This window comes from Tomitella fengzijianii, from assembly GCF_007559025.1.
GTDB lineage: Bacteria > Actinomycetota > Actinomycetes > Mycobacteriales > Mycobacteriaceae > Tomitella > Tomitella fengzijianii.
This window is the reverse complement of sequence record NZ_CP041765.1, coordinates 981,453-1,005,765: the sequence shown is the minus strand read 5'-3', so window position 1 is coordinate 1,005,765 and position 24,313 is coordinate 981,453. Positions and strand designations below refer to the sequence as shown.

Annotated in this window: 20 protein-coding genes; 11 read left to right on the top strand and 9 right to left on the bottom strand. The window is 72.0% G+C overall.

Annotated elements, in window-relative coordinates:
• Window positions 1-15 precede the first annotated feature (15 nt).
• Window positions 16-639: a uracil phosphoribosyltransferase gene (gene upp, locus FO059_RS04615; protein WP_143906761.1), complete on the bottom strand. Its 624-nt coding sequence runs from the start codon at window positions 637-639 to the stop codon at window positions 16-18.
• A 71-nt stretch (window positions 640-710) separates the two neighbouring features.
• Here upp and FO059_RS04610 point away from each other — a divergent pair, with 71 nt between their 5' ends.
• Entirely contained in the window at window positions 711-2,003 is a 1,293-nt protein-coding gene (locus FO059_RS04610) for a primosomal protein (protein ID WP_143906760.1), read from the top strand.
• A 34-nt stretch (window positions 2,004-2,037) separates the two neighbouring features.
• Here FO059_RS04610 and FO059_RS04605 read toward each other — a convergent pair whose 3' ends face one another.
• The 5 genes from FO059_RS04605 to FO059_RS04585 form a co-directional block, all read right to left on the bottom strand.
• A complete protein-coding gene (locus FO059_RS04605; protein ID WP_143910434.1) occupies window positions 2,038-2,769 on the bottom strand; it encodes a VIT1/CCC1 transporter family protein in 732 nt (243 codons plus the stop codon).
• A 111-nt stretch (window positions 2,770-2,880) separates the two neighbouring features.
• Window positions 2,881-4,065 carry an adenosine deaminase gene (locus FO059_RS04600; protein ID WP_143906758.1) on the bottom strand — a complete coding sequence of 395 codons (1,185 nt, stop codon included), beginning with the start codon at window positions 4,063-4,065 and terminating at the stop codon, window positions 2,881-2,883.
• A 46-nt stretch (window positions 4,066-4,111) separates the two neighbouring features.
• Window positions 4,112-5,122 (bottom strand): R2-like ligand-binding oxidase, encoded by a 1,011-nt coding sequence (locus FO059_RS04595; protein WP_233266913.1) that lies wholly within the window; start codon window positions 5,120-5,122, stop codon window positions 4,112-4,114.
• A gap of 148 nt (window positions 5,123-5,270) precedes the next feature.
• Complete coding sequence (locus FO059_RS04590; RefSeq protein ID WP_143906756.1) at window positions 5,271-6,587, bottom strand: thymidine phosphorylase; 1,317 nt, start codon at window positions 6,585-6,587, stop codon at window positions 5,271-5,273.
• The gene (locus FO059_RS04585; protein WP_372497844.1) at window positions 6,575-6,994 is read right to left on the bottom strand and encodes a cytidine deaminase; all 420 of its coding nucleotides are present in this window, start codon (window positions 6,992-6,994) and stop codon (window positions 6,575-6,577) included. Before FO059_RS04585 ends, FO059_RS04590 begins: the two co-directional genes overlap by 13 nt.
• Window positions 6,995-7,267: 273 nt before the next feature.
• Here FO059_RS04585 and sdhC point away from each other — a divergent pair, with 273 nt between their 5' ends.
• The 8 genes from sdhC to FO059_RS04545 all read left to right on the top strand — a co-directional run bounded on the left by sdhC (window position 7,268) and on the right by FO059_RS04545 (window position 16,371).
• The gene (gene sdhC / locus FO059_RS04580) at window positions 7,268-7,675 is read left to right on the top strand and encodes a succinate dehydrogenase, cytochrome b556 subunit (RefSeq protein ID WP_143906752.1); all 408 of its coding nucleotides are present in this window, start codon (window positions 7,268-7,270) and stop codon (window positions 7,673-7,675) included.
• Window positions 7,675-8,118, top strand: coding sequence for a succinate dehydrogenase hydrophobic membrane anchor subunit (locus FO059_RS04575; protein ID WP_143906750.1), 444 nt, complete (start codon window positions 7,675-7,677; stop codon window positions 8,116-8,118). Before sdhC ends, FO059_RS04575 begins: the two co-directional genes overlap by 1 nt.
• 39 nt (window positions 8,119-8,157) lie before the next feature.
• On the top strand, window positions 8,158-9,912 hold the full coding sequence (gene sdhA, locus FO059_RS04570) for a succinate dehydrogenase flavoprotein subunit (RefSeq protein WP_143910432.1): 1,755 nt from the start codon (window positions 8,158-8,160) through the stop codon (window positions 9,910-9,912).
• Window positions 9,912-10,697: a succinate dehydrogenase iron-sulfur subunit gene (locus FO059_RS04565; RefSeq protein WP_143906748.1), complete on the top strand. Its 786-nt coding sequence runs from the start codon at window positions 9,912-9,914 to the stop codon at window positions 10,695-10,697. The genes sdhA and FO059_RS04565 overlap by 1 nt, the downstream gene beginning before the upstream one ends.
• A 222-nt stretch (window positions 10,698-10,919) precedes the next feature.
• Entirely contained in the window at window positions 10,920-13,721 is a 2,802-nt protein-coding gene (gene acnA, locus FO059_RS04560; RefSeq protein ID WP_143906746.1) for an aconitate hydratase, read from the top strand.
• Window positions 13,722-13,809: 88 nt separating this feature from the next.
• On the top strand, window positions 13,810-14,139 hold the full coding sequence (locus FO059_RS04555) for a cupin domain-containing protein (protein WP_143906744.1): 330 nt from the start codon (window positions 13,810-13,812) through the stop codon (window positions 14,137-14,139).
• Between the two features lie 19 nt (window positions 14,140-14,158).
• Window positions 14,159-15,301, top strand: a complete 1,143-nt coding sequence (locus FO059_RS04550; RefSeq protein ID WP_233266914.1) for a tellurite resistance/C4-dicarboxylate transporter family protein — start codon at window positions 14,159-14,161, stop codon at window positions 15,299-15,301.
• On the top strand, window positions 15,298-16,371 hold the full coding sequence (locus FO059_RS04545; protein WP_143906742.1) for a Gfo/Idh/MocA family protein: 1,074 nt from the start codon (window positions 15,298-15,300) through the stop codon (window positions 16,369-16,371). The genes FO059_RS04550 and FO059_RS04545 overlap by 4 nt, the downstream gene beginning before the upstream one ends.
• On the opposite strand, the gene FO059_RS04540 is transcribed toward FO059_RS04545, so the two are convergent.
• Together FO059_RS04540 and FO059_RS04535 are read right to left on the bottom strand one after the other, a co-directional pair.
• The gene (locus FO059_RS04540; protein WP_143906740.1) at window positions 16,368-17,222 is read right to left on the bottom strand and encodes an ESX secretion-associated protein EspG; all 855 of its coding nucleotides are present in this window, start codon (window positions 17,220-17,222) and stop codon (window positions 16,368-16,370) included. The genes FO059_RS04545 and FO059_RS04540 overlap by 4 nt on opposite strands.
• Entirely contained in the window at window positions 17,219-18,574 is a 1,356-nt protein-coding gene (locus FO059_RS04535) for a hypothetical protein (RefSeq protein WP_143906739.1), read from the bottom strand. Before FO059_RS04535 ends, FO059_RS04540 begins: the two co-directional genes overlap by 4 nt.
• Before the next feature lie 349 nt (window positions 18,575-18,923).
• On the opposite strand from FO059_RS04535, the gene FO059_RS04530 reads away from it, so the two are divergent.
• Together FO059_RS04530 and FO059_RS18640 are read left to right on the top strand one after the other, a co-directional pair.
• Entirely contained in the window at window positions 18,924-19,805 is an 882-nt protein-coding gene (locus FO059_RS04530) for an alpha/beta fold hydrolase (RefSeq protein ID WP_158726608.1), read from the top strand.
• Window positions 19,802-21,325: a D-alanyl-D-alanine carboxypeptidase family protein gene (locus FO059_RS18640; RefSeq protein WP_233266915.1), complete on the top strand. Its 1,524-nt coding sequence runs from the start codon at window positions 19,802-19,804 to the stop codon at window positions 21,323-21,325. The genes FO059_RS04530 and FO059_RS18640 overlap by 4 nt, the downstream gene beginning before the upstream one ends.
• Before the next feature lie 22 nt (window positions 21,326-21,347).
• Here the strand turns inward: FO059_RS18640 and FO059_RS04520 are convergent, their stop codons facing one another.
• The gene (locus FO059_RS04520; protein WP_143906736.1) at window positions 21,348-24,239 is read right to left on the bottom strand and encodes an FAD-binding and (Fe-S)-binding domain-containing protein; all 2,892 of its coding nucleotides are present in this window, start codon (window positions 24,237-24,239) and stop codon (window positions 21,348-21,350) included.
• Window positions 24,240-24,313 lie beyond the last annotated feature (74 nt).

Sequence of the window (24,313 nt, the reverse complement as noted above, 5' to 3'; positions counted from 1 at the left end):
CGCGCACCGGCCCGCTCAGCGCGGCCCGTACTGCCGGTCCCCCGCGTCGCCCAGGCCCGGGACGATGAACGCATCGGCATCGAGGCCGTCGTCCAGCGAGGCGGTCACCAGCCGGTCCGCCGCGCCGCACGCGCGCACGGCCTCGACGCCCTGCGGTGCGGCCACGACGCAGATGACCGTCACCGCGTCGGCGCCCCGGCCCCGCAGCAGCTCCACCGTGTGCACCATCGAGCCGCCGGTCGCCAGCATGGGGTCGAGCACGAGCACCGGGCGTCCGCTCAGGTCCTCCGGCAGCGACTCCAGGTAGGCCGTCGGCCGGTGCGTCGACTCGTCGCGGGCCAGGCCCACCATGCCCAGATCGGCCTCCGGGAGCATGGCCTGCGCCTGGTCCACCATGCCCAGCCCCGCGCGCAGCACCGGCACGAGCAGCGGCGGGTTCGCCACGCGCACACCACGCGTCGGCGCCACCGGCGTCTGCACATCGATCTCCGTCACCTCGATGTCGCGGCAGGCCTCGTAGACGAGCATCGTCGTGAGATCACGCAGCACCGCACGGAAACGCGCATTGTCGGCACGCCGGTCACGCAGCATCGCCAGACGGGCCCCGACGAGGGGATGGTCGATCACGCGCAGATCCATACGGGCAGCATAGGCGGTCCCCACTGCACGACCCTTTCCGCAATCGGCGTTCTGTCGATAGGCTCGCGACCATGGCAGGTGACATCGTCCCCATCGAACTGCGCCTTCACACCGGCAGCGTCTACACCCTGTGGGCGCCGCGGTGGCGTGACGGCGCGGACGAGTGGCAGGCGTTCCTCGGGCTGGAGGACGAGGTGTTCGGCTTCGACTCCGTCGCCGAGCTCACCGCGTTCATCCGCACCGACCACGACCACGACCTGTACGACCATCCGTCCTGGAACATCGTCGAGGCGCTGTCCGCAGACGAACTCACCCCCGAACCCGAGGACCGCTACGACCTGACCCGGGTGCCGGCGGTCGCGCAGCGCGCGCCCACCCTGTCGTCCACGCGATTCCTGGACGATTGCCTCGGCGTCGTGTTCGCACTCGGAGACGTCTGCGACATCAGCAGCATCACGGACTTCCTCGAGGAGCACGGCGAGCTGGATCTGCTCGGCAGCGGCACGGCGCCGTTCCACGGCCGGTCGGGCGGCAAGCGGTGGGACCGGATCGGGCGCCTGCTGGCCGGCGAGTGGGACGCGATCCTCACCGCCCTCGACGACGTCATCGGCAGCCCCGACATCGACGCGGCGGCCCTGGAGATCGCCGAGGCCGAGCTGACGGCGTCCGACGAGAACGACGTGGAGAACGACGACGAGCTCGACACCGACGACGACCTGGACCTGCTCGATTCCGAGGGCACCGACGCCGATCACGACGACGGGGACGACGGGGACGAGGACGGGGAATCCGAGGAGGGGGACGACGAGTACGCGTTCTGGGATTCGGTGGGCATCGACCCCATCCAGGTGGTCGTCCCCGGCGGCACCTACTACACCCTGCGCTGCTACCTGCGGGACGACCCGGTCTTCCTCGGCCACGACGGCCGCATCCGCGTGTTCGCCACGCCCCGCGCGCTGACCCAGCACCTTGCGGTCAACCACGAACACGACCTGGCCGGGGTGAGCACGTACTCCACCGTGGCCCAGTCGGCGACCGGCGGCGAACTCGAGATCGTGATCACGGACGACAACGTGTACGTGCTCACCGGACTGGTCGAGGACATCACCGACGGCCCTGTCGCCGTCGACTCCGAGCAGCTCGACCTGGCGATCGAACTGCTCGAGGACGCCGCCGACTACTGCGACGACGACGCCGTGGAGCAGGCGCTGGACGAATCCACCGAGCTCGGCGCGCTGGTGTCGTTCATCCGCGAGCCCGACCCGCTCCGCGTGATGCCGCACCCGCCGTTCACCGTCGAGGCCGGTCAGTGGCGCGCGCTGGAGCACGCATTCGAGGATCGGCTGATCCAGCCGGACACGTGATCCCGGCGGGCCGGCCCGTCACATCACCGGACCGTCACATCATCGCGCCGATGAGCTCGCCCACTGCGTAGGTGACCGCCATCGCCGCGGCCCCGCCGGCCATCACGCGCACCGTCGCGCGCAATCTGTCGGCACCGCCCAGCGCGGCGCTCACCGCGCCGGTGAGCGCCAGTGCCGCAAGCACTGCCAGCACGGTGACGGGCACCCGGAGTTCCGGTGGCGGCAGGACGATCGCGATCAGCGGCAGCAGCGCGCCCAGGATGAACGACACCGCCGAGGACGCGGCGGCGTGCCAGGGCGAGACCAGCTGGTCGGGGTCGATGCCCAGTTCGGCCTCGGCGTGCGCCGTCAGCGCATCATGCGCGGTGAGCTCCGCCGCCACCGTGTGCGCGGTCGCATCGGTGAGGCCCTTCGCCCGGTACAGCGCGGCGAGCTCGCGCAGCTCGCCCTCGGGCTCGTCGGCGAGCTCCTGACGCTCCTTGGCCAGCAACGCGCGCTCCGCGTCTCGCTGGGTGCTCACCGAGACGTACTCGCCCATCGCCATCGACGCCGCGCCCGCGATCAGCCCCGCCACGCCCGCGGTCAGCAGGGTGTCGCGCGAGGCCGACGCCGCCGCCACGCCCACGACGAGCCCCGCCGTCGACACGATCCCGTCGTTGGCGCCGAGGACGCCGGCCCGCAGCCAGTTGAGTTTCGAGGCGATCGCGCCGCCGTGGGGCTCCGGATGGGTACCCGCCACCGCCGCCTGTGACGACTCCCCCGTCATGGTCTCCATGAGCCCGATCGTAGGCGCGCCGCACCCCTCCCACCAGCAAGGAAAGGCTGCACTACCAGCAGGAATGGTAGCCTATCCGAACTCTTGTGCGGTGGGTCCCGGTCAGCCGAAGAGCACCGCGTAGCCCGGCTTGATCACGTCGTCGATCATCGCCAGCCGCTGGTCGAACGGGAGGAATGCGGACTTCGCCGCGTTGATGGTGAACCGCTGCAGGTCCACCCAGTCGTAGCCGAAGGTGTCGACGAGCTTGATCATCTCGCCGCTCATCGTCGTGTCGCTCATCAGCCGGTTGTCGGTGTTCACCGTGACGCGGAACCGCAGGCGCGCCAGCAGGTCGAAGGGGTGGTCGGCCAGGCTCGCGACTGCGCCCGTCTGCACGTTGGAGCTGGGGCACAGCTCCAACGGGATCCGCTTGTCACGCACGTAGTTCGCCACCCTGCCGAGCACCGGCCTGCTGCCGCTCGGCGCGTCCGGGGACCAGTCGACGATGCCGCCGTCGGGCACGGTGATGTCGTCCGTGATGCGCACGCCGTGGCCCAGGCGGTCCGCCCCGCAGAAGGCGATCGCCTCATGGATCGACGGCAGGCCGAACGCCTCGCCGGCATGGATGGTGAAGTGCGCATTGGACTGCCGCATGAATTCGAACGCGTCCAGGTGGCGGGTCGGCGGGTTGCCGGCCTCGGCGCCCGCGATGTCGAAGCCCACCACGCCGCGGTCCCGGAACCGCACCGCCAGCTCTGCGATCTCGCGTGAGCGCGCCGCATGCCGCATGGCGGTGACGAGCGTGCCGATCCGGATGGCGCGGCCGCCCCGCGCGGCGATGTCGACCCCCGCGGCGAAACCGTCGAGCACGGCCTGCACCACCTCGTCCAGGCCCAGCCCGCCCTCGAGGTGCTGTTCCGGCGCGAACCGCACCTCGGCGTAGACGACTCCGTCGTCCGCCAGGTCCATCGCGCATTCGCGCGCGACACGCACCAGCGCATCCCGGTGCTGCATGACGCCGACGGTGTGCGCGAACGTCTCCAGGTACCGCTCCAGCGATCCGCTGTCCGCGGCGGAACGGAACCACCGGGCCAGCTCCGGCCCGTCGCCGACGGGCAGCCCGCGGTAGCCGTGCGCGTCCGCCAGTTCGAGCACCGTCTGCGGGCGCAGCCCGCCGTCGAGATGGTCGTGCAGCAACACCTTGGGCGCCGCGCGGAAGGCGGCGGCGCGCGCCGGGTCCGGCTGCGACGCCGACGGGGTCTGCGCGTCGGAGCCTGCGGCCGGGACGTTCGCGGTGGTGTCCACGCTCCGACCGTACGTCGGCGGGCCGGCGGTGCGCCGGTGCACCCGGCTATCCGAGAACGGCCGCGTCCTCTTCGGCGAAGCGATCCTCGAGCGCCTCGGGCGTGTGGTCCAGGTCGATCTCCTCGACGCGGCGCCCGCGCGCGGACTCGATGGCGGTGAGCCGCCGCTGCGCGCGGTCTGCCGCGTAGGTGACGAACTCGTCGGGGTCGAGGCCGAAGGGCTGCTCGTCGAACTGCTCGTTGACCCAGTTGATCATGGTGATCGCGTGTGGCATGAGCTCCGCCACGCGCTGCTGCACGAGCTCCCACAGGCCGTCGTCCGCGGCCACGTGCCGCCGGCAGGTGAACGTGCCCCAGGCCATGTGCCGGCGTTCGTCCAGGCTGATGCGGCTGATGAGCTCGCGCATCCCCGGCAGGATGTCGTTCTCGGTGCACACCTTCTGCCACGCGTAGTAGCCGGTGAGCGCCAGGCTGCCCTCCACGACGTGGTTGTAGGTGACGCTGGCGATGATCTGGTTCGCGGGGCTCGGGTCCCGCTCGAGCGCCCGCAGCGACTGCGGCAGTTCGTAATAGAACAGGCGCCGGTAGCCGGGGTTGTCCTTGACGAACGGCTGCAGGTCGCCGTCGAGCCCCACCGCGTCCATCCACAGGCGGAAGACCTGCGCGTGCTTGGCCTCCTCGAAGCAGAACTGGGTCAGGTACATCTCGTCGCCGAAGCGGCCCTCCGCGGCCATGGCGCGCATGAACGGCTGCAGGTCCTGCGTCACCGCCTCCTCCCCGGCGATGAACTGCGAGCACAGGTAGGTGGCGCTGCGGCGCTGCTCGTCGGTCATCGCCTCCCAGTCCTCGCGGTCCTGGGAGAAGTCGATGCTCCGCGGGTCCCAGAAGTGCGCGTTGCCCTTGGTGAACAGTCGCAGCGGCATCGACTGCCAGTTGAGCCCGCCGGCGCGGAGGGTCGCGAAGTCCGAGCGCAGGTCCGGAACGTCGTCCGCGCCCGAGGCGGGTGATTGCGCGGCCGGCTGCGCGGCCGTCGATTGCGATGTCATCTGTGTCGTCATGGAAGTACCTCCCGGCAGGCGGCGCCGATGCGGATCCGCGGCCCGGCCGTACGTCCGGAGCGCGTGTGAGATCCCGGTCACAGCCGACGATACCCGCATTCACACATACCCGGAGCCGGAATCGGACGTCCGACCGGACGGGGTCCGGTCAGGTCACCCTGCCCAGCACCAGCGGGCCGGCACCGCCCGCGCCGGCGTCGACGCCCGCCGGGCCCCGCGGCCCGATGTCGATCGCCCCGGCCAGCGCCTCGCGCGCAGCGGCGAACCGCTCCGGGGCATCGGTGTGCAGCGACAGCAGCCGCCCGCCCGCCGCCACCCGCTCGCCCGGGCGGGCGTGGATCTCGATCCCCGCACCGGCCTGCACCCGGTCGCCCGGGCCGCGGCGGCCCGCACCCAGGATCCGGGCGGCCTCCCCCACCGCCCGCGCATCGAGCCGGGTGACCACCCCCGCGGCGCCCGGCTCGGCCCGCACCGTGTCGACGTGCCGCGCGGCGGGCAGGGGCGCGTCGGGGTCTCCGCCCTGCGCGGAGATCATCCGCCGCCACCGGTCCATCGCCGCACCGTCCGCCAGCCGGGCCGCCGGGTCCGCGGAGTCCAGCCCGGCCGTCGCGAGCATCTCCCGTGCCAGGGCCACCGTCAGCTCCACCACGTCCGGCGGACCCCCGCCCGCCAGGACCTCCACCGCCTCCGCGACCTCGAGCGCGTTGCCGACGGTCCTGCCCAGGGGCGTGTCCATCGCGGTGAGCAGCGCGGTCGTCCGCACGCCCGCGTCCGTGCCCAGACGCACCATCGTCCGCGCCAGCTCCCGGGCCGACCCGGCGTCGGTCATGAAGGCGCCGGAGCCCACCTTCACGTCGAGCACCAGCGCCTCCGAGCCCTCCGCGAGCTTCTTGCTCATGATCGACGCCGCGATGAGCGGGATGGACTCGACGGTGCCGGTGATGTCGCGCAGCGCGTACATCGCCCGGTCCGCGGGCGCGAGGTCCGCACCGGCCGCGCACACCACCGCACCGACGTCCTCCAGCTGGCGCCGGAACGCCCGCATGGGCACGTCCGCGCGCCACCCCGGAATGGACTCGAGCTTGTCCAGAGTGCCGCCGGTATGTCCGAGCGCGCGCCCCGACAGCTGCGGCACGGCGGCGCCGCAGGCCGCGACCAGCGGCGCCAGCGGCAGCGTGATCTTGTCCCCCACCCCGCCGGTGGAGTGCTTGTCCGCCGTGGGAAGGCGCGCGCCGCCGCGCCGCAGACCGGTCAGATCGGCGGTGGTCCCGCTCGCACGCATCGCCGACTCGAGCGACGCGGTCTCGGCCGCGGACATCCCGCGCAGCACGATGGCCATCAGCAGCGCCGCCATCTGGACGTCGGCGAACGCGCCCGACGTGTATGCGGCCACCGCCCAGCGGATCTCCGCGTCCGTCAGCTCGTGCCCGTCCCGTTTGCGCGCGATGACGGCTACCGGGTCCATCGCCGCACCGCCCCCGAGTCCACCTCGCCGGGCCCGAACGCGCGCGGGAGCAGCTCCCCGAGCGTGACGGGCGCGTCGAGCCCGGCGTCGACGGTCAGCCCGGTGCCGCCGTGTTCCAGAAGCACCTGCCGGCACCTGCCGCACGGCATGACGGCGGCGCCGTCGGGACCCGCGCACGCCACCGCGCGCAATCGGCCGCCACCGGACGAAAACAAGTTACCGACCAGTACGTTCTCCGCGCAGACGGTGAGACCCAGTGAGACATTCTCCACATTGCACCCGACCACGACGCGGCCGTCCTCCGTCAGCCCGGCGGCGCCCACCGCGAATCCGGAGTACGGTGCGTAGGCATGCCGCATCGCGGCGAAAGCACGCTTGCGCAGGTCATTCCAGTCGATGTCGGCCACGTCACCCATCGTGCCATCGGCGGAAGGGGACACAGTCCGGGGCCGTCGGATCCCAGCCCGAGGTTTGCTTAGGCTGCGCTAATTCCATGGCCGATTCTTCGTATTGCCGGTATATCGGATTCGTTGCCTCACTACGCTGGGTCTACAGTTCATCTGTCGGTTCAGGTTCTCGTCGAGCCCCGAGGCCCCGCCCGTAGGACTCCCGCGTCCCCACGGCATCTGCTACGTCTCGCGGCCGCCGAATCACCACAGACGTTGGAGGCAGAGCACTCGATGACCAGCACGCAAGAAGTCGCACTCACCAGAGAGCGCACACGATCCCTCTACCGGGGCGATCCCGGAATGTGGTCCTGGGCCTTGCACCGGATCACAGGCGTCGCCACCTTCTTCTTCTTGTTCGTCCACGTGCTGGACACCGCTCTCGTGCGCGTCAGCCAGGACGCATACAACGAGGTGATCGGCACCTACCAGAACCCGATCGTCGCCCTGATGGAGCTGTCGCTCGTCGCGGTGGTCCTCTACCACGGGCTCAACGGCGTCCGCATCATCCTCGTCGACTTCTGGGCCAAGGGCTGCCGCTACCAGCGCCAGCTGCTCTGGGGAGTCGGAGTCGTCTGGCTGGTCGTGATGATCCCGGCCACCTTCCGCATCATCCAGCAGATCATGAAGGGGATCTCATAATGTCCGCCGAAGCCCCCATCATGGGTCGTTCCTACGACCGCCCCGCGAGCCTCGACAACCCGCGCTCGCCCCGCCGGCCCCGCCGCGGCGGCTTCGAGATGACCGCGTGGGTGTTCATGCGCGTCTCGGGCGTCGCGCTACTCATCCTGGTCCTCACGCACCTGTCGATCATGCTCATGATCGACGACGGCGTGCACCGCATCAACTTCGCCTTCGTCGCGGACCGCTGGACCAACCCGTTCTGGCAGATCTGGGACCTGGTCATGCTCTGGCTCGCCATGCTGCACGGCGGCAACGGCCTGCGCACCGTGATCGCGGACTACTCACGCAAGGACTCCACGCGGTTCTGGCTGACGACGGTGCTCGCCGTCGCAGTGGTCCTGATCATGGCGATCGGCACCTACGTCATCTTCTCGTTCGACCCCAACATCAAGATCAGCTGACCTCCGGGGAGCAGAAACTTCATGCCAGAATCGCAAGAGCTGCATCAACACCGTTACGACGTGGTCATCGTCGGCGCAGGCGGCGCCGGCATGCGCGCGGCCATCGAGGCCGGCCCCCGCGCCCGCACCGCAGTGCTGACAAAGCTGTACCCCACCCGCTCCCACACCGGCGCAGCGCAGGGCGGCATGTGCGCCGCGCTGTCGAACGTCGAGGAGGACAACTGGGAGTGGCACACGTTCGACACGGTGAAGGGCGGCGACTACCTCGTCGACCAGGACGCCGCGGAGATCATGGCCAAGGAGGCCATCGACGCGGTCATGGACCTGGAGAAGATGGGCCTGCCGTTCAACCGCACGCCTGAGGGCCGGATCGACCAGCGCCGCTTCGGCGGTCACACCCGTGACCACGGCAAGGCGCCCGTCCGCCGCGCCTGCTACGCCGCGGACCGCACCGGTCACATGATCCTGCAGACGCTCTACCAGAACTGCGTCAAGCACGACGTCGAGTTCTTCAACGAGTTCTACGCGCTGGACGTGTGCCTCACCGAGACCGACGAGGGCCCCGTCGCCACCGGCGTCGTCGCCTACGAACTGGCCACCGGCGAGCTGCACGTGTTCCAGGGCAAGGCCATCGTGTTCGCCTCCGGCGGCTCGGGACGCATGTACAAGACCACGTCCAACGCGCACACCCTGACCGGCGACGGCATGGGCATCATCTTCCGCAAGGGCCTCCCGCTGGAGGACATGGAGTTCCACCAGTTCCACCCGACGGGCCTCGCCGGCCTGGGCATCCTCATCTCCGAGGCCGTGCGCGGCGAGGGCGGGATCCTCCGCAACGCGGACGGCGAGCGCTTCATGGAGCGCTACGCGCCCACCATCAAGGACCTCGCCCCGCGCGACATCGTCGCCCGCTCGATGGTCCTCGAGGTGATGGAGGGCCGCGGCGCCGGGCCACACAAGGACTACGTCTTCCTCGACGTGACCCACCTCGGCGCCGACGTGCTCAACGAGAAGCTGCCCGACATCACCGAGTTCTCGCGCACCTACCTGGGCGTCGACCCGGTCACCGACCCGGTGCCCGTCTACCCCACCTGCCACTACGTGATGGGCGGCATCCCCACCACCGTCACCGGCAACGTGCTGCGCAACGACCAGGAGGACATCGTCCCCGGCCTGTACGCGGCGGGCGAGTGCGCCTGCGTCTCGGTGCACGGCGCCAACCGCCTCGGCACCAACTCGCTGCTCGACATCAACGTGTTCGGGCGCCGGGCGGGCATCGCGGCCTCCGAGTACGCGCAGTCGCACGAGTTCGTGGAGCTGCCGGAGGACCCGGCCAAGATGGTCACCGAGTGGCTCGCGCAGATCCTGTCCGACCACGGCAACGAGCGCGTCGCGGACATCCGCAAGGAGCTGCAGGCGACGATGGATGCCAACGCCCAGGTGTTCCGCACCGAGGAGACGCTCGAGCAGGCACTCAAGGACGTGCGCGCGCTCAAGGAGCGGTACAACCACATCGTGGTGCACGACAAGGGCAAGCGGTTCAACAGCGACCTGCTCGAGGCGATCGAGCTGGGCTTCCTGCTGGAGCTCGCCGAGGTCACCGTCGTGGGCGCCCTCAACCGCAAGGAGACCCGCGGCGGACACGCCCGCGAGGACTACCCCAAGCGCGACGACGCCAACTACATGTGGCACACCATGGCCTACAAGGAGGGCGAGGGTCTGCTCTCCGAGATCCGGCTCGGCCAGAAGCCGGTTGTCCAGACCCGCTACGAGCCGATGGAGCGTAAGTACTGATGGCCGACACCGCTGTAATCACCGCGCCGCCGAAGGGCGACCCGGAGCTGCCGAAGCCCGCCGAGGGGTCGGTGACGGTCACCCTCAAGATCGCGCGCTTCAACCCCGAGGACGGCAAGGGCGCCCACTGGGACAGCTTCGAGGTGCCCGCTCTGCCCTCCGACCGGCTGCTCAACCTCCTTCTCTACGTGAAGGGCTACCTCGACGGATCGCTGACGTTCCGCCGTTCGTGCGCGCACGGCGTGTGCGGCTCGGACGCCATGCGTGTCAACGGCGTCAACAGGCTGGCCTGCAAGCTGCTGATGAAGGACCTGCTGCCCAAGGACGGCAAGCCGGTCACCATCACGATCGAGCCGCTCAAGGGGCTGCCGTGCCTCAAGGACCTGATCGTGGACATGGAGCCGTTCTTCGACGCCTACCGCGCGGTCAAGCCGTACCTGATCACCTCGGGTAACGAGCCCACCCGCGAGCGGGTCCAGTCGCAGGCCGACCGCGCCCGCTTCGACGACACCACCAAGTGCATCCTGTGTGCGTGCTGCACCAGCTCGTGCCCGGTGTACTGGAACGAGGGCAGCTACTTCGGCCCCGCCGCCATCGTCAACGCGCACCGGTTCATCTTCGACAGCCGCGACGAGGGCGCCGCCGAGCGTCTCGACATCCTCAACGACGTCGACGGCGTGTGGCGGTGCCGCACCACCTTCAACTGCACCGACGCATGCCCGCGCGGCATCGAGGTCACCAAGGCGATCGCCGAGGTCAAGCGCGCGCTGCTGTTCGCACGCTGAGAACGGACCGCATCGGCGGTCATGCTTTCCGGGGACCCCGCACCTGCACGGTGCGGGGTCCCCGGCGTTTTCCACGCCCCTGCTTTCGGCCGCGCGCACTCCGGCGCTCCGGTTCCGCAGTCGAAAGCGCGCAGCCGGGCTAGTGTGAGGCCGCGGGCGGCGCACGAATGCCTCCGGGCACGCGCCGGCTGCGCACGGGTACGTCTGGAGAGGTGGAGTGCGATGAGCGAGGACAGCTTCGGGGCGCGGGACGAGCTGGAGGTCGACGGCGCGCGGTACGAGGTCTTCCGAGTGGACAAGGTGCGCGGGTCGGAGCGCCTGCCCTACAGCCTCAAGGTGCTGCTGGAGAACCTGCTGCGCAACGAGGACGGCCACCTGGTCACCCGGGCGCAGATCGACGCGCTCGCGCAGTGGGATCCCGCGTCCACCGCCAACCCGGAGATCCAGTTCTCCCCCGCCCGCGTGCTCATGCAGGACTTCACCGGCGTTCCGTGCGTGGTGGACCTCGTCGCGATGCGCGACGCGATGACCGCACTCGGCGGCGACCCGAAGAAGATCAACCCGCTCATCCCCACCGAGCTCGTGATCGACCACTCCGTGATCGCCGACGAGTTCGCCTCGGTCGACGCGGCCCGGATCAACTCCGACCTGGAGTTCGAGCGCAACAAGGAGCGTTACCAGCTGCTGCGCTGGGGGCAGGGCGCTTTCGACGACTTCCTCGTGGTCCCCCCGGACACCGGGATCTGCCACCAGGTCAATCTGGAGTACCTGGGCCGCGGCGTGTTCACCCGCGACAACGCCGACGGCACCGCCACCGCCTACCCCGACAGTCTCGTCGGCACCGACTCGCACACCCCGATGATCAACGGGCTCGGCGTGGTCGGCTGGGGCGTGGGCGGCATCGAGGCGGAGGCGGCCATGCTCGGCCAGCCCATGTCCATGCTCATCCCGCAGGTGGTGGGCCTCAAACTCACCGGCGAGCCGCAGCCGGGCACCACGGCGACCGACGTGGTGCTCACCGTCGCCGAGCTGCTGCGCAAGACCGGCGTGGTGGGCAAGTTCGTCGAGTTCTACGGTCCCGGCGTGGCCAACGTGCCCCTGGCCAACCGCGCCACCCTCGGCAACATGAGCCCCGAGTACGGCTCCACCGTGTCGATCTTCCCCATCGACCAGGTCACCCTGGACTACATGCGCCTCACCGGCCGGCCCGAGTGGCGGATCAAGCTGGTCGAGGCCTACGCCAAGATGCAGGGGATGTGGCACGATCCGGACCGCGAGCCGGAGTTCAGCGAGAAGGTCGAGCTGGACCTGTCCACCATCCGGCCGTCGATCGCCGGCCCCAAGCGGCCCCAGGACCGCATCCCGCTGACCCACTCCAAGCGCGCCGTCAAGCAGCTGCTGCACGGCGAGGAGACGGCGAAGGTCATCGACGAGGTGCAGGCCGTGGGCCTGGACGAGGCGTCGTTCGAGTCGTTCCCCGCCTCCGATCCGGTCGCCATCGTCGAGGACCACAACGTGGCGCCCCCCGTCGAGGTCGACATCGACGGGCCCGCTCCGGACTACCCGTCGAACCCGACGAAGGTGACGATGCCCGGCGGCGACGATTTCACCGTCGACAACGGCCACGTGATCATCGCCGCGATCACCTCGTGCACCAACACCTCCAACCCGTCGGTGATGATCGGCGCGGCGCTGCTGGCCAAGAAGGCCGTGGAACGCGGGCTGACCAGCAAGCCGTGGGTGAAGACCACGCTGGCGCCGGGCTCGCGGGTGGTCACCGACTACTTCGAGCGCTCCGGCCTCACCCCGTACCTGGACAAGCTGGGGTTCAACCTGGTCGGCTACGGGTGCACCACCTGCATCGGCAACTCGGGTCCGCTGCTCGGGCCAGTCGCCGACGCCATCGATCAGGGCGATCTCAACGTGGCGGCGGTGCTCTCCGGCAACCGCAACTTCGAGGGCCGCATCCACCCGCAGTCCAGGATGAACTTCCTCGCGTCCCCGCCGCTCGTCGTCGCCTATGCGCTCGCGGGCAGCATGCTCGTGGACCTGACCTCGGATCCCCTCGGCACCGACAGCGACGGCGAGCCCGTGTACCTCCGGGACATCTGGCCGGACGAGGCCGAGGTGGAGAAGGTGATCTCCGAGTCCATCGAGGCCTCGATGTTCACCGACGGCTATTCGGACGTGTACGCCGGGGACGACAACTGGAAGAGCCTCCCGGAGGCGACGAGCGAGGTGTTCGAGTGGAAGGACGACTCCACGTACATCCGCAGGCCACCGTACTTCGACGGGATGGCCCGCGCGGCCGAGCCGGTACGCGACATCGCGGGGGCGCGCGTCCTGGCCAAGCTGGGCGACTCGGTCACCACCGACCACATCTCGCCCGCCGGCGCGATCCGGCGCGACGGCCCCGCCGGCTCGTACTTGCAGGAGCACGGCGTGGAGCCGCGGTCGTTCAACTCGTACGGTTCCCGGCGCGGCAACCACGAGGTGATGATCCGCGGCACCTTCGCCAACATCCGCCTGCGCAACGAGCTGGTGCCGGGCGTCGAGGGCGGCGTCACCCGCTATCTGCCCACCGGCGAGCAGATGAGCATCTTCGACGCGGCGGAGAAGTACGAGGCGGACGGCACGCCGCTCGTGGTGCTCGCGGGCGCCGAGTACGGCTCCGGCTCCTCGCGCGACTGGGCGGCCAAGGGCACGCTGCTGCTGGGGGTGCGGGCGGTGATCGCGCAGTCGTTCGAGCGCATCCACCGCTCCAACCTCATCGGGATGGGCGTCCTGCCCTTGGAGTTCCCGGAGGGCGAGTCGATCGAGAGCCTCGGGCTCACAGGTGAGGAGGAGTTCGCGATCACCGGCATCGAGGGCGCCGACTCCGGCGAATTCCCGCGCACCGTCACCGTCCGGGCAGGCGACACCGAGTTCATCGCGAAGGTGCGCATCGACACCCCCGCGGAGGCGTCGTACTACCGGCACGGCGGCATCCTCCAGTACGTGCTGCGGCAGTTGATGGAAGCCTGACCGCGGCGGGGGAGATCGACGGCCCCGGTTCAGCGGGTTCGCTCCGCAACGCGCCCCGCCCCGGAGCACCAAGTGACACAATGAGCCCATGAACAAGATGTCGCTGGTGGCACTCACTCGTGAGCTGCGGACGAGGGCGGCGGGGAGCGAACGGAAGGTCGCGTCCTCCACCGTCTTCGGCGGGCACGAAAAGACCCTGCGGCAGACGCTCGTCGTCGTTGCGGCGGGCGGCGAGCTGGCCGAGCACGAAAGCCCCGGCGAGGCGACGGTGCAGGTGCTCTCGGGGCGGATCACCCTGGACACGGCCGAGGACTCGTGGGACGGCCGCACGGGCGACCTGCTCGTGGTCCCGCCGGCGCGCCACAGCGTTCGCGCGGTGGAGGACGCTTCCTTCCTGTTGACGGTCGCGAAGAATTGACCGACCGGGAACCGGCGCCGTGACCGACACCGACCCTGAGCATTTGTCGCCCCGCGCGTTCCTCCGGCGCGTCGACTCCGCCGTATCCACCCTGAACCCCGGTTACTTCGCGCTGACCATGGCGACGGGCATCGTGTCGGTGGCCATCCGGATCCATGGCCTGGACGTGCTGGCGCGGGTGATGGCGGTGATCTGCGGCGTCTCCTGGGTACTGCTCACCGCCCTGACGCTGATCCGGATAGTCCGGCACCGCCCCGCGATCCGCAACGACTTCAAGGACCCGCGGCGCGGCTTCGGCTACTTCACGTTCACCGCGGGGTCCGGAGTGCTGGGAACGGTGCTGCTGGCCGAGGAGCAGCAGTCGCTCGGTATCGCGATGCTGGTGATCACCGCCATCAGCTGGTTCCTGCTGGGGTACATCGTGCCGTGGACGGCCGTGCTGCACCCGTCGCACCGGCCCACCCTGCCCGGCGCGAACGGAACCTGGTTCATCTGGGTGGTCGGCGGCCAGTCCGTGGCGGTGCTCGCGGCCACCCTGGAGCCCACCGTAAGCACGTTCCAGGACGAGTTGGGAATCCTGGCCGTGTTCTCCTGGGCCGTCGGTTGCGTGCTCTACGCGGGCGTCGCGCTGCTGGTGGCGGCGCGGTTGATGCTCTACCCGCTGGGCCCCGAGGACGCGGTGCCAGCGTATTGGATCTCCATGGGCGCCACCGCCATCACCGTCCTGGCCGGGTCCAAGGTGGTGCTCATCGGCGACCACGCCGCGCCCATGGTGCGGGCCACCCGGGAGCTGGCGGCCGGGACGTCGGTGATCTTCTGGGTCTTCGGCACCTGGCTGATCCCCGTGTTGATCGCGGCCGGCTACTGGCGGCACGTGGTCCACCGGCTTCCCCTGCGGTACGACGCCACGCTGTGGAGCATCATCTTCCCTCTCGGCATGTATGCGGTGGCCAGCTACTTCCTCGGCTCGGCGCCCGTCGACGACCTGCCGCTGGTGCAGACGATCGCCGAGGTCGAGGCATGGGTGGCGCTCGCCGCGTGGGCGGCCGTCTTCCTCAGCATGTGCGTGCACCTGTTCCGCACGCTCATCCTGGGGCGGATCGTCCCGCCGCAGCCGGAGCGCCCGTACATCATCCCCGAAGAACCCGACCCCGCCCCGTGACACCGGCGCCCGCCGGCCACTGCGCGCCGCCGCTGCGCATCGGCATCCTGGGGGTCGCCCGGATCTCGGGCGAGGCCGTCGTGCTGCCCGCCCGGGCGCTCGGGCACCGCCTGGTGGCCGTCGCATCACGCGACCGGGCGCGCGCGGAGTTCTTCGCCGGGCTGTGCGGGGTGGAGCGCGTCCACGACACCTACGAGGACGTGCTCGCGGACCCGGAGGTCGACGCCGTCTATCTCCCGCTGCCGCCGGCCCTGCACGCGAATTGGACCCTCGCCGCGCTCGCCGCCGGGAAACACGTGCTGTGCGAGAAGCCGCTCGCGGCCACCGAGGATGAGGCGCAACGCGTCCGGTCGGCCGCGCACCGCGCCGGCCTCGTCGTGCACGAGGCGTATCACCACCTCTGCCATCCGCTGTGGGAGCGCATCGCGTCGCTTCTCGCGATGCCGCCGAGCATCGTAGAGAGCGCCCTCGGCGCATCTCGTTCCGTGCGGGTGGATCTGTCGATGCCGCCGCCCGGCCCGGACGATCCGCGCTGGTCCCGGACCCTGGGCGGCGGCGCGCTGCTGGACCTCGGCTGCTACGGGCTGCAGATCGCGCACCTGCTAGGGGCCGTGTGCGGCGGTGCGCCGGCGGTGGAATCGGCGTCGGCCCGGCTCGCCGGCACGGGGCGCTCCGCAGACGGGCACCGCACCCCGGTCGACGCGTCCGTCACCGTGGTTCTGCGCTACCCCGGCGGCGCGCACGCGCAGGTGCACGCGTCCATCGCCGCCGCGTCGTCGCGCCACCGGCTCCGCGTCGACGGGCGCGACGGCAGGCTCGAGGCCGACGGGATCCTGCTTCCACACCTCGGCGGCTCCCTGGTCGTCCACAGGAACGGCGCGCCGGAGGCCGCCGGGGACACGACCGCGTTGTTCACCGGGCCTACCACCTACACCCGCCAGCTGGCCCGGTTCGCGGCGCATGTCCGCGACGGTGCGCCGATGCCGTTCGGCTGGTCGCTCGACGACGCGGTGGCCGTCGCGCGCCTGACGGACGACGTTCGCGCCGCCGCTGGGCTCGCCGCGCCCTAGTCCCTGCCCGCACGATCCGACTGCTCCAGCGCCCCGGCGAGGAGCGAGCGCACCGCGGCCTCGAGCGCGCCGCGGCCGCACGGCCGGACCCGCACAGTCCTGCCCGGAGCTCCCGCGGGCGCCGACCCTGCGCTGCGGCCGATCCCGTCGCCGTCGAAGACATGACCGCCGTCATCGCCGACGAGCCAGATCAGCCCGGCCCGCGCACGCTCACCCGCCACGCCCGTCGGCGCGGTGACCTGGAAGTGCGCCTCGAACCTGCGTGGCCGCTCCCCCAGCGAGCGGATGCGCTCGGGGTCGGACCTGGTCGCACGCTCGGACAGGGGTGCTCCGGCGCCGCCCGGCGCCCCAGGGGCGACGGCGGCCAACGCGGCCGTCAGCACGGTTCCCCCGCCCGCCGGATGGTGCGGCAGCCCCGCGCACAGCCGCGCGACGAGCCCGCCGACCCGGCCCGTTTCAATGTGGCAGTCGCCGCCCCGTTCCCGGGACCAGGCCGGCCGCGCGCCGCCGATGCCCGGTTCTGCGGCCCGCCCGGGAGGCTCCGGCACCGGATCCTGCAGTACGAGCGTCGAATACGCCGCGCCGACGCCGACGAGCCCGCGCAGCGGCCGCCCGGCCGCGTCCACGGTCGTCGCCTCGAGCCACAGTTCCGGCCGCCGCAGAATGCGCACGGCAGAGAGCGCCGCGGGGTCCGGCCGGTACCGCCACCAGGCGGCGAGCTCCGCGGTCCGGGATGCGGACTCGCTGCGCGTGCGCGCGGACCCCAGCACCTGCAGCGGTCGCTTGACCACGTCGCCGCCGGCCTCCCGCCACAGGTACCGGAACTGCTCTCCGGTGAGCGTGCGCTTCACGAGCCATTCGCCGACCCCAGCACCGGGCGCACCGCCGTGCCCAGGTCGCCGATGAGTTGGTCGCCGTTGCCGACGGTGGTGAGGAACCCGGCCGCGTCATACCCCTCCTCGTCGCCGCCGCGCCCACGGCCCGCGCCGCCCAGCATCGCCGGGCCCATCGTCCTGCGGACGGCACCGCCCGGGGCTTCGTGCGTCGCGGCGGCGCCGGCGGCCGACCTCGGCACCCGGCCCAGCGGTCCGCCATGCGCGGCGGATCCGCCGGCCACGCCGCCCGCGCGGCCATCCGCAGCCGAGCCCGGGGACCGGAGCCCCGAGCCATGCGCGCCCACGCCGCGCGCCCGGGGCCGGTCCCCGCCGTCGGCGATGACGGGGGCGCCGGCCGACGCTCCGGCCCCCGTACCGCGGAGGGCCGACGGCGTGTGCCCGGACCCGTCGCCTCGCACCGGCCCGCTGTGCGGTCCACCGCTCACCGCCGCGTCGGCTCCGGCTGCCCCGGGCGGGACGGGCGACGGCGCGGCACCGCCCGCCTCCGCAGCCGAGACCCCGTACCGGTCCACGCCTGCCGTGTCGGCCCGCTGCGCAGCCGGTGCGCTCGCGCCGCCGTTCGGCCCCGGGCCCGGCCCTGCCGCCGCGTCCCCCGCGACGTCGCCCACGTGGCCACCGCCACCCCCATCACCGGACGCGCCCACCGGCCGGGAGACGTCCGGTCCACGGCGGCCGGCATCGACGCCGCCCGCCGGGCCCGCAGCGGGGATCCCCGAAGGCCTGGAGTCCGGACCTGCGCCGGGGCCTTCGGGGCCGGCCGCGTCCGCACCGCCGCGCTGCCGGACGTCCGGCCCGGGAAGAGGGTGCACCGCGACCGCCTGCCGCACCGCGGGGACATACAGCGATTCCATCAGTGCTGCCAGCTCGGTGGACGGCTCGGCGAACAGGTACCGCGACGGGAACCCCTGCAGCAGCCCGCCGCCGGCCGGCGCGGCCGCGATCCTCGTCCGCACGTCACCCAGCTGCGGCGCCGCGTCGTCGAGCCGGCCCGCGGGCCGGCCCAGCGCGTCGCCCAGCGCTGCCGCGCCGTCCGCGAAACCGCGGTGCGCCGCGCGGACCGCATCCGGGAAGGCGCCACGGAACTCCGCGTCCGCCACCGACGCCACCGCCGAGTGCACCCTGTCCAGCACGCCGGACAGGCCCGCCGCAGCGGTGGTCCAGTGACCGGAGTTCCCCGAGACCGCGCCGGGGGTCAGCTCCTGGGCATAAAAGCGCAGCGTCGAACGGCTCATCTCCTCGAACGCCTCGAAGTCGAGGGCCATCGGATGGCCGTCCCCTGCTCCCGCGTACCGGCCGGATCCTGACATGACTCGTCCCCTCCCCCTGCGGACCGCTGGTCCCACGGCCCGAACTTCTGTGCACCCGGCGCATCCCGGAATGCGCCGCGCGCCTCGATGGTGTCGCGCGTTCCCCCGTATGGTGCCGCGCGCCCGGACCCCGCCCCCGCGGCGGCCCGGCCGCGTCGAACCCTACCCGCAACCGTCACGCCACGGCGACCGTTTCGCCCCCCGGAGCCCCTCGCCTCCCCGGCTCCGGCAGCTCCGTGGCGTAAACTCAGCCGACGCCCACGACAAACTCAGCCGACGCCCACGATCGACGCCCTGGCAGGCCCCGAAGCGCACCGCGATGCCGGCGATGCGTGGCAGTGAGGAAGAGATGAGCTCGAACGACCCGACCCCGCGGCCGGAGCCGACACACGACAGGGCGCCGGCGCCCCGACGCACGGACGGCGCGCCCGCCCCGTACCGGCACGTCGGCAAAGGCGAGCCGGTGCTGCTCATCCACCCGTTCCTCATGACGCACGAGGTGTGGGCCGAGGTCGTCGACCTGCTCGCCGTGGACCACGAGGTCCTGGCCGTGACGCTGCCCGGGCATTGGGGCGGGCCCGACGCACGCTGGGGCCGCACCGGCGCCAAGGACATGGCCGACGCGGTGGAGCTGGTGCTGGACGAGTGCGGCTGGGACACCTGCCACATCGTGGGCAACTCGCTGGGCGGCTGGATCGCCTTCGAGCTCGAACAACGCGGGCGGGCCCGCAGCGTGACGGCGATCGCCCCGGCCGGCGGTTGGACCACGCTGTCGATGCCCGCCGTGCGGCTGGGCGCGGCGTTCCTCGCGTTGTCGCCGCTGATGATCGTCGCCCGCCCGTTCGCCTCGTGGGCGGTGGGGGTGCGGCGGATCCAGAAGGCCGCGATGTCCGTGGTCACGGCGCACCCGGCGGCGGTGCCGTTCGACGCGGCCAAGCGCGCCATGAACGCGGCCATCCACTCGCGCGCGTTGCTGCCGGTGTTGTGGTCGGCGGTGTGGGACGGCGGACTCACCGGGCTGGACTCGACCACGACGCCCGCCCAGCTGGTGTTGTGCGACAAGGACCGGGTGATCCCGTGGCGGGTCTACGCCCGGGCGTTCCTCGACGAGTTGCCCGATACCGCCGGGCGCCTGCTGCTGCCCGATGTGGGGCACGTGCCGATGCTGGAGGACCCCGACCTGGTGGCCCGCACCGTGCGCGGGTTCATCGCCGAGCTGGCCGCGGCATGACCGTCCGCGGCGCCGGAGCGGCCCGCCCCGGCCCCCGCAGGCGTGCCGCTGCGGCGCTGTTGTGCGCCGGAGCGGTCGCCACCGCGCCCGCCGCGGCGACCCTCCTGGCGGGAGCGCTGCCTTTGGCACCCGCCGCGGCGGCGGAGCCGGCCCCCGCATTCACCACTCCGAACACCGACGACTGTCCCCACCGCGTGTCGCCACCGCCGCCCATCGACAGCTCCGAGGTCCCGGAACCGGGCGAGACCGCGCCGCCGCCGCTCCCCGTCCCCGACGAGCCCGTCGGCGGCCCGCGGCTCGGCGAGTGCGGCGCCGTGCAACCCGCTGCGTCGCCGCCGCTGCCGGAAGGGATCTCGGCGTCCGGGTGGGTGCTTGCCGACCTCAACACCGGCGAGGTCCTCGCCGCGAAGGACCCGCACGGCCGGCACCGTCCTGCCAGCACCATCAAGATCCTCCTGGCCACGCTGGCGCTGCAGAAGCTCGACCTGGACACCGTGCTGACCGCCACACCTGAAGAGGCGAACGTGGAGGGCAGCCGCGTCGGGATCGGCGCCGGCGGCGAGTACACCGTGCACAAGCTGCTGCGCGGGCTCATGATGAACTCCGGCAACGACGCCGCCCAGGTCCTCGCCGACACGATGGGTGGCACGGATGCCACCACCGCGGCCATGAACACGCTCGCCCGGCATCTGGGCGCACTGGACACCCGCACACCCACCCCCGCGGGGCTCGACGGACCGGGCATGTCGACCTCCGCGTACGACCTCGCCCTGATCTTCCGGGACGCGATGCACGATCCGGTCTTCGCAGACCTGATCTCGCACGGGCCCATCGAGTTCCCCGGCTATCCCAAGACGCAGGACCGGATCGACCAGGAACACGCCGCCGCGCAGAGCCGGATCGCGGCGGGCGTGGAACCGATCCGCGTGGAATCCACCGACGCGGAAGCGGTGACCGCCGCGCTGGCCGAGGCGGCACCCGATCCCGCCACCGGGCTGAAGCCTCCGGTCGTGGGCCCGGACGGCGCGCCCGTGATCCTGACGGACAACCCGGGCTTCGCCATCGCCAACGACAACCCGCTGCTGTCCATGTACCCGGGCGCACTCGGCGGCAAGACCGGCTACACCGACGACGCCGGCCAGACGTTCATCGGCGCGGCCGAGCGGAACGGACGGCGCCTGGTGGTGACGCTGCTCGACGGCACCCGCACGCCGTCCGATCCGTGGCAGCAGGCTGCCGCGCTGCTCGACTACGGTTTCAGCCTTCCGACGGGAGCATCGGTGGGCACGCTGGTCGAGCCCGGCACCGTGGGCCAGGACGGCGCGGTCGCGGCCGAGAACGCTTCGCACAGCTCCGGGACCGACGGGGCGGTGACGCTCGCGGCACCGCCGCAGAGCGCGCAGCCGGGCTCGGACGATTCCGCGCACGGGGCCGGCTACTACGCGGCCGTCACCGGCATCGTGGCCGCCGCGATGCTGCTCGCCGCGGGCGGGATCCGGCTTCTGCGCCGGCGGCGCTGAACGGTGCCCGCGCCTGGCGGGATCAGGCGGAGTCGAGGCGCGCCGCGAGGACCTGCGCGAGATGGAAGGCCTGGACATCGGCGCCGTCGCGCACCTGGGTGCGGCAGCTGAACCCGTCCGCGATCACCAGCGGGTCCGGGCCCGCCGCGCGGACCGCGGGCAGCAGGTTCTGCTCCCCCACCGACATCGACACCTCGTAGTGCCCGTCTTCGAACCCGAAGTTGCCGGCCAGCCCGCAGCAGCCCGGGCTCATCTCCGCCGGCCGGATGCCCGCGCGGCGCATCAGCGCCCGGTCGGCGTCGTCGCCGAGTTCCGCGTACTGGTGGCAATGGGTCTGCACCACCGCGTCCTGCTGCTCCGACGGCGGCTCCCAGCCGGGCGTGTGGTCGACGAGCTGCTCGGCGAAGGTGCGCACCAGCCCCGACAGCGTCCGGGCGCGGTCGTCCTGAGGAAGCAGCCGGGTGATCTCGGTGCGCAGCGCGGCCGTGCAGCTGGGCTCCAGGCCGATCACGGGGGTGCCCGCGGCCAGGTGCGGCGCCAGCACGTCCAGGCTCTTGCGGACGGTTCTACGCGCCAGCGGCAGTTGGCCCGTGCTCAGCGCGGTGAGCCCGCAGCACACCGGCCCGTCAGGCAGGACCACCCGATAGCCCGCGTCCTCGAGGACGGCGGCCGCGGCCATGCCCACGCCGGGGTCGAGGTGGTTGGTGAACGTGTCCGGCCACAGCACCACCGTGCCCCGCACGCCGGCGGGTCCCGCCGGCCGGTCGCGCCATTGCCGCCGCAGCGTGTGCGGCGCGAAGCGCGGAAGGTCCCGTCGCGCATCGATGCCCGCGGCGCGCTTGGCCGCCGCCCCCGACAGCCTGCCCCCGGACAGCGCGTTGACCGCGCGGGGCGCCCGCGAGGCGAGGCGCGCCCACTGCGGCAGCCTTCCCAGCGCGTAGTGCACGCGCGGCCGGATGCGGCGGCGGTAGTGCTGGTAGAGGAACTCCGACTTGTAGGTGGCCATGTCCACGTTCACCGGGCAGTCGGACTCGCACGCCTTGCAGCTCAGGCACAGGTCCAGCGCGCCGAGCACCTCTTTGGAGCGCCAACCGTCCTCGATCACATCGCCCTGCATCATCTCGAACAGCAGGCGGGCGCGTCCCCGCGTCGAGTGCTTCTCGTCGCGGGTCACCTGGTAGCTGGGGCACATCGCGACGCCGTGGTCCACGCGGCACTTGCCGATGCCCAGGCACCGGCTCACCGCCTGCCGGAAGCTGCCGCGGTCGTCCGGGTAGCTGTAGGCGGTCTCCCATTCGCGGACACCCAGCTCGAGCCACCGGACATCGGCGTCGACCTTTTTGGGGCGCACCAGGATTCCCGGATTGAGCAGGTCGTCCGGGTCCCACAGGCCCTTGAACCTCTCGAACAGGCCGATCACCTCGGGGCTGTAGGCGCGGGGCAGCAACTCGGAGCGAGCCTGCCCGTCGCCGTGCTCCCCGGAGATCGACCCGCCGTGACGCGCCACGACGTCCGCCGCGTCGAACAGGAACGCGCGGTAGCGATCCACCCCCGGCCCCGTGGACAGGTCCGCGTCGAGCCGGATGTGCAGGCAGCCCTCGCCGTAGTGGCCGTAGGAGACGCCGCTCAGCCCGTACTCGCCGAGCAGCCCGCGGAAGTCGGCGAGGTAATCGGCGAGCCGCTCGGGCGGCACTGCGGCGTCCTCGAACCCCGGGTAGGCCGCGTCGCCGTCGACCGTGCGCGCCGCCAGCCCGCTGCCGTCCGCCCGCAGCGACCACACCACCTTCTGCTGGGCGGGGTCGGTGAGCACCACCGCCCGCGGGTCGGAGCCCACCGGCATGCCGATGCCCCGTGCGAGCGCCTCGGCCGCCGCTCGGGCCTCCTCGGCGGTCCCGCCGCCGGTTTCCACCAACAGCCAGTCCGACGTGTCCGGCAGCGCATCCGCGGCGGTGGCGCGCGCGCCGTGCAGCCGCACGCCCGCGAACAGCTTGCGGCCCATGCTCTCCACCGTGAGCGGCGCATGCGCGAGGATCGCCGGCACCGCGCGCGCCGAGGCGATGTCCCCGTCGAATCCCAGCACCAGCAGCGCGCGGTGCACGGGCGGCCGTACCAGTTCCAGGGTGGCGCGCAGGACCACGGCACAGGTGCCCTCGCTGCCGACGAGCGCGCGCGCCAGATTGCGATGGTTGTCCGGCAGCAGCTCGTGCAGCCCGTAGCCGCTGACCTGGCGCGGGAACCGGCCCAGCTCGGTCCGCAGCAGCGCGAGGTTCTCCGCCGTCAACGCATCCAATCCCCGGTGCAGCCGCCCCGCGGTGTCCTCGCGCGCGGCGGCCGCGGCCATCTGCTCCGCGGTGGTGGGCCCCAGCGTCAGGCGTGTGCCGTCCGCGAGCATCACCTCGAGCTCTCGGATGTTGTCGCTGGTCTTGCCCCAGGCCACTGAATGCGAGCCGCAGGAGTTGTTGCCGATCATCCCGCCCACGGTGCAGCGGGAGATCGTCGACGGGTCCGGCGCGAACGCGAGCCCCGACGGCGCCAGCGCCTCGCGCAGGCGCCCGCCCACGACGCCCGGCCGCACCACCGCCGTCGCCGAGCCCGCGTCGACGTCCTCGATGGCGTCGAAGTACCGGGAGGTGTCCATGACGATGCCCTCGCCCAGACAGTTTCCGGCGATGGAGGTTCCCGCGCCGCGCATGGTCAACGGGACCCCGTGGCGGCGGCAGGCCGCAAGCGTCGCCGCCACGTCGTCCTCGCCGCGCGGCAGGACCACGGCGGTGGGCACGTGACGGTAGTTCGACGCGTCCGCGCTGTAGAGGGCGAGGGAGGCCGGATCGTCGAGCACGTCCGCGGATGTGGAGCGGCGCAGGCTGGAAACGACTTCCGAGGAGGGACCCGCGGGATCCGTCCGGCTCGCCATCGGGGCCTCCTTCACGGGTGGGTCGTGCGTCTCCCGCGAGCGTAGTCCCCCGCCTGCCCCTCGGGGCCCGACCG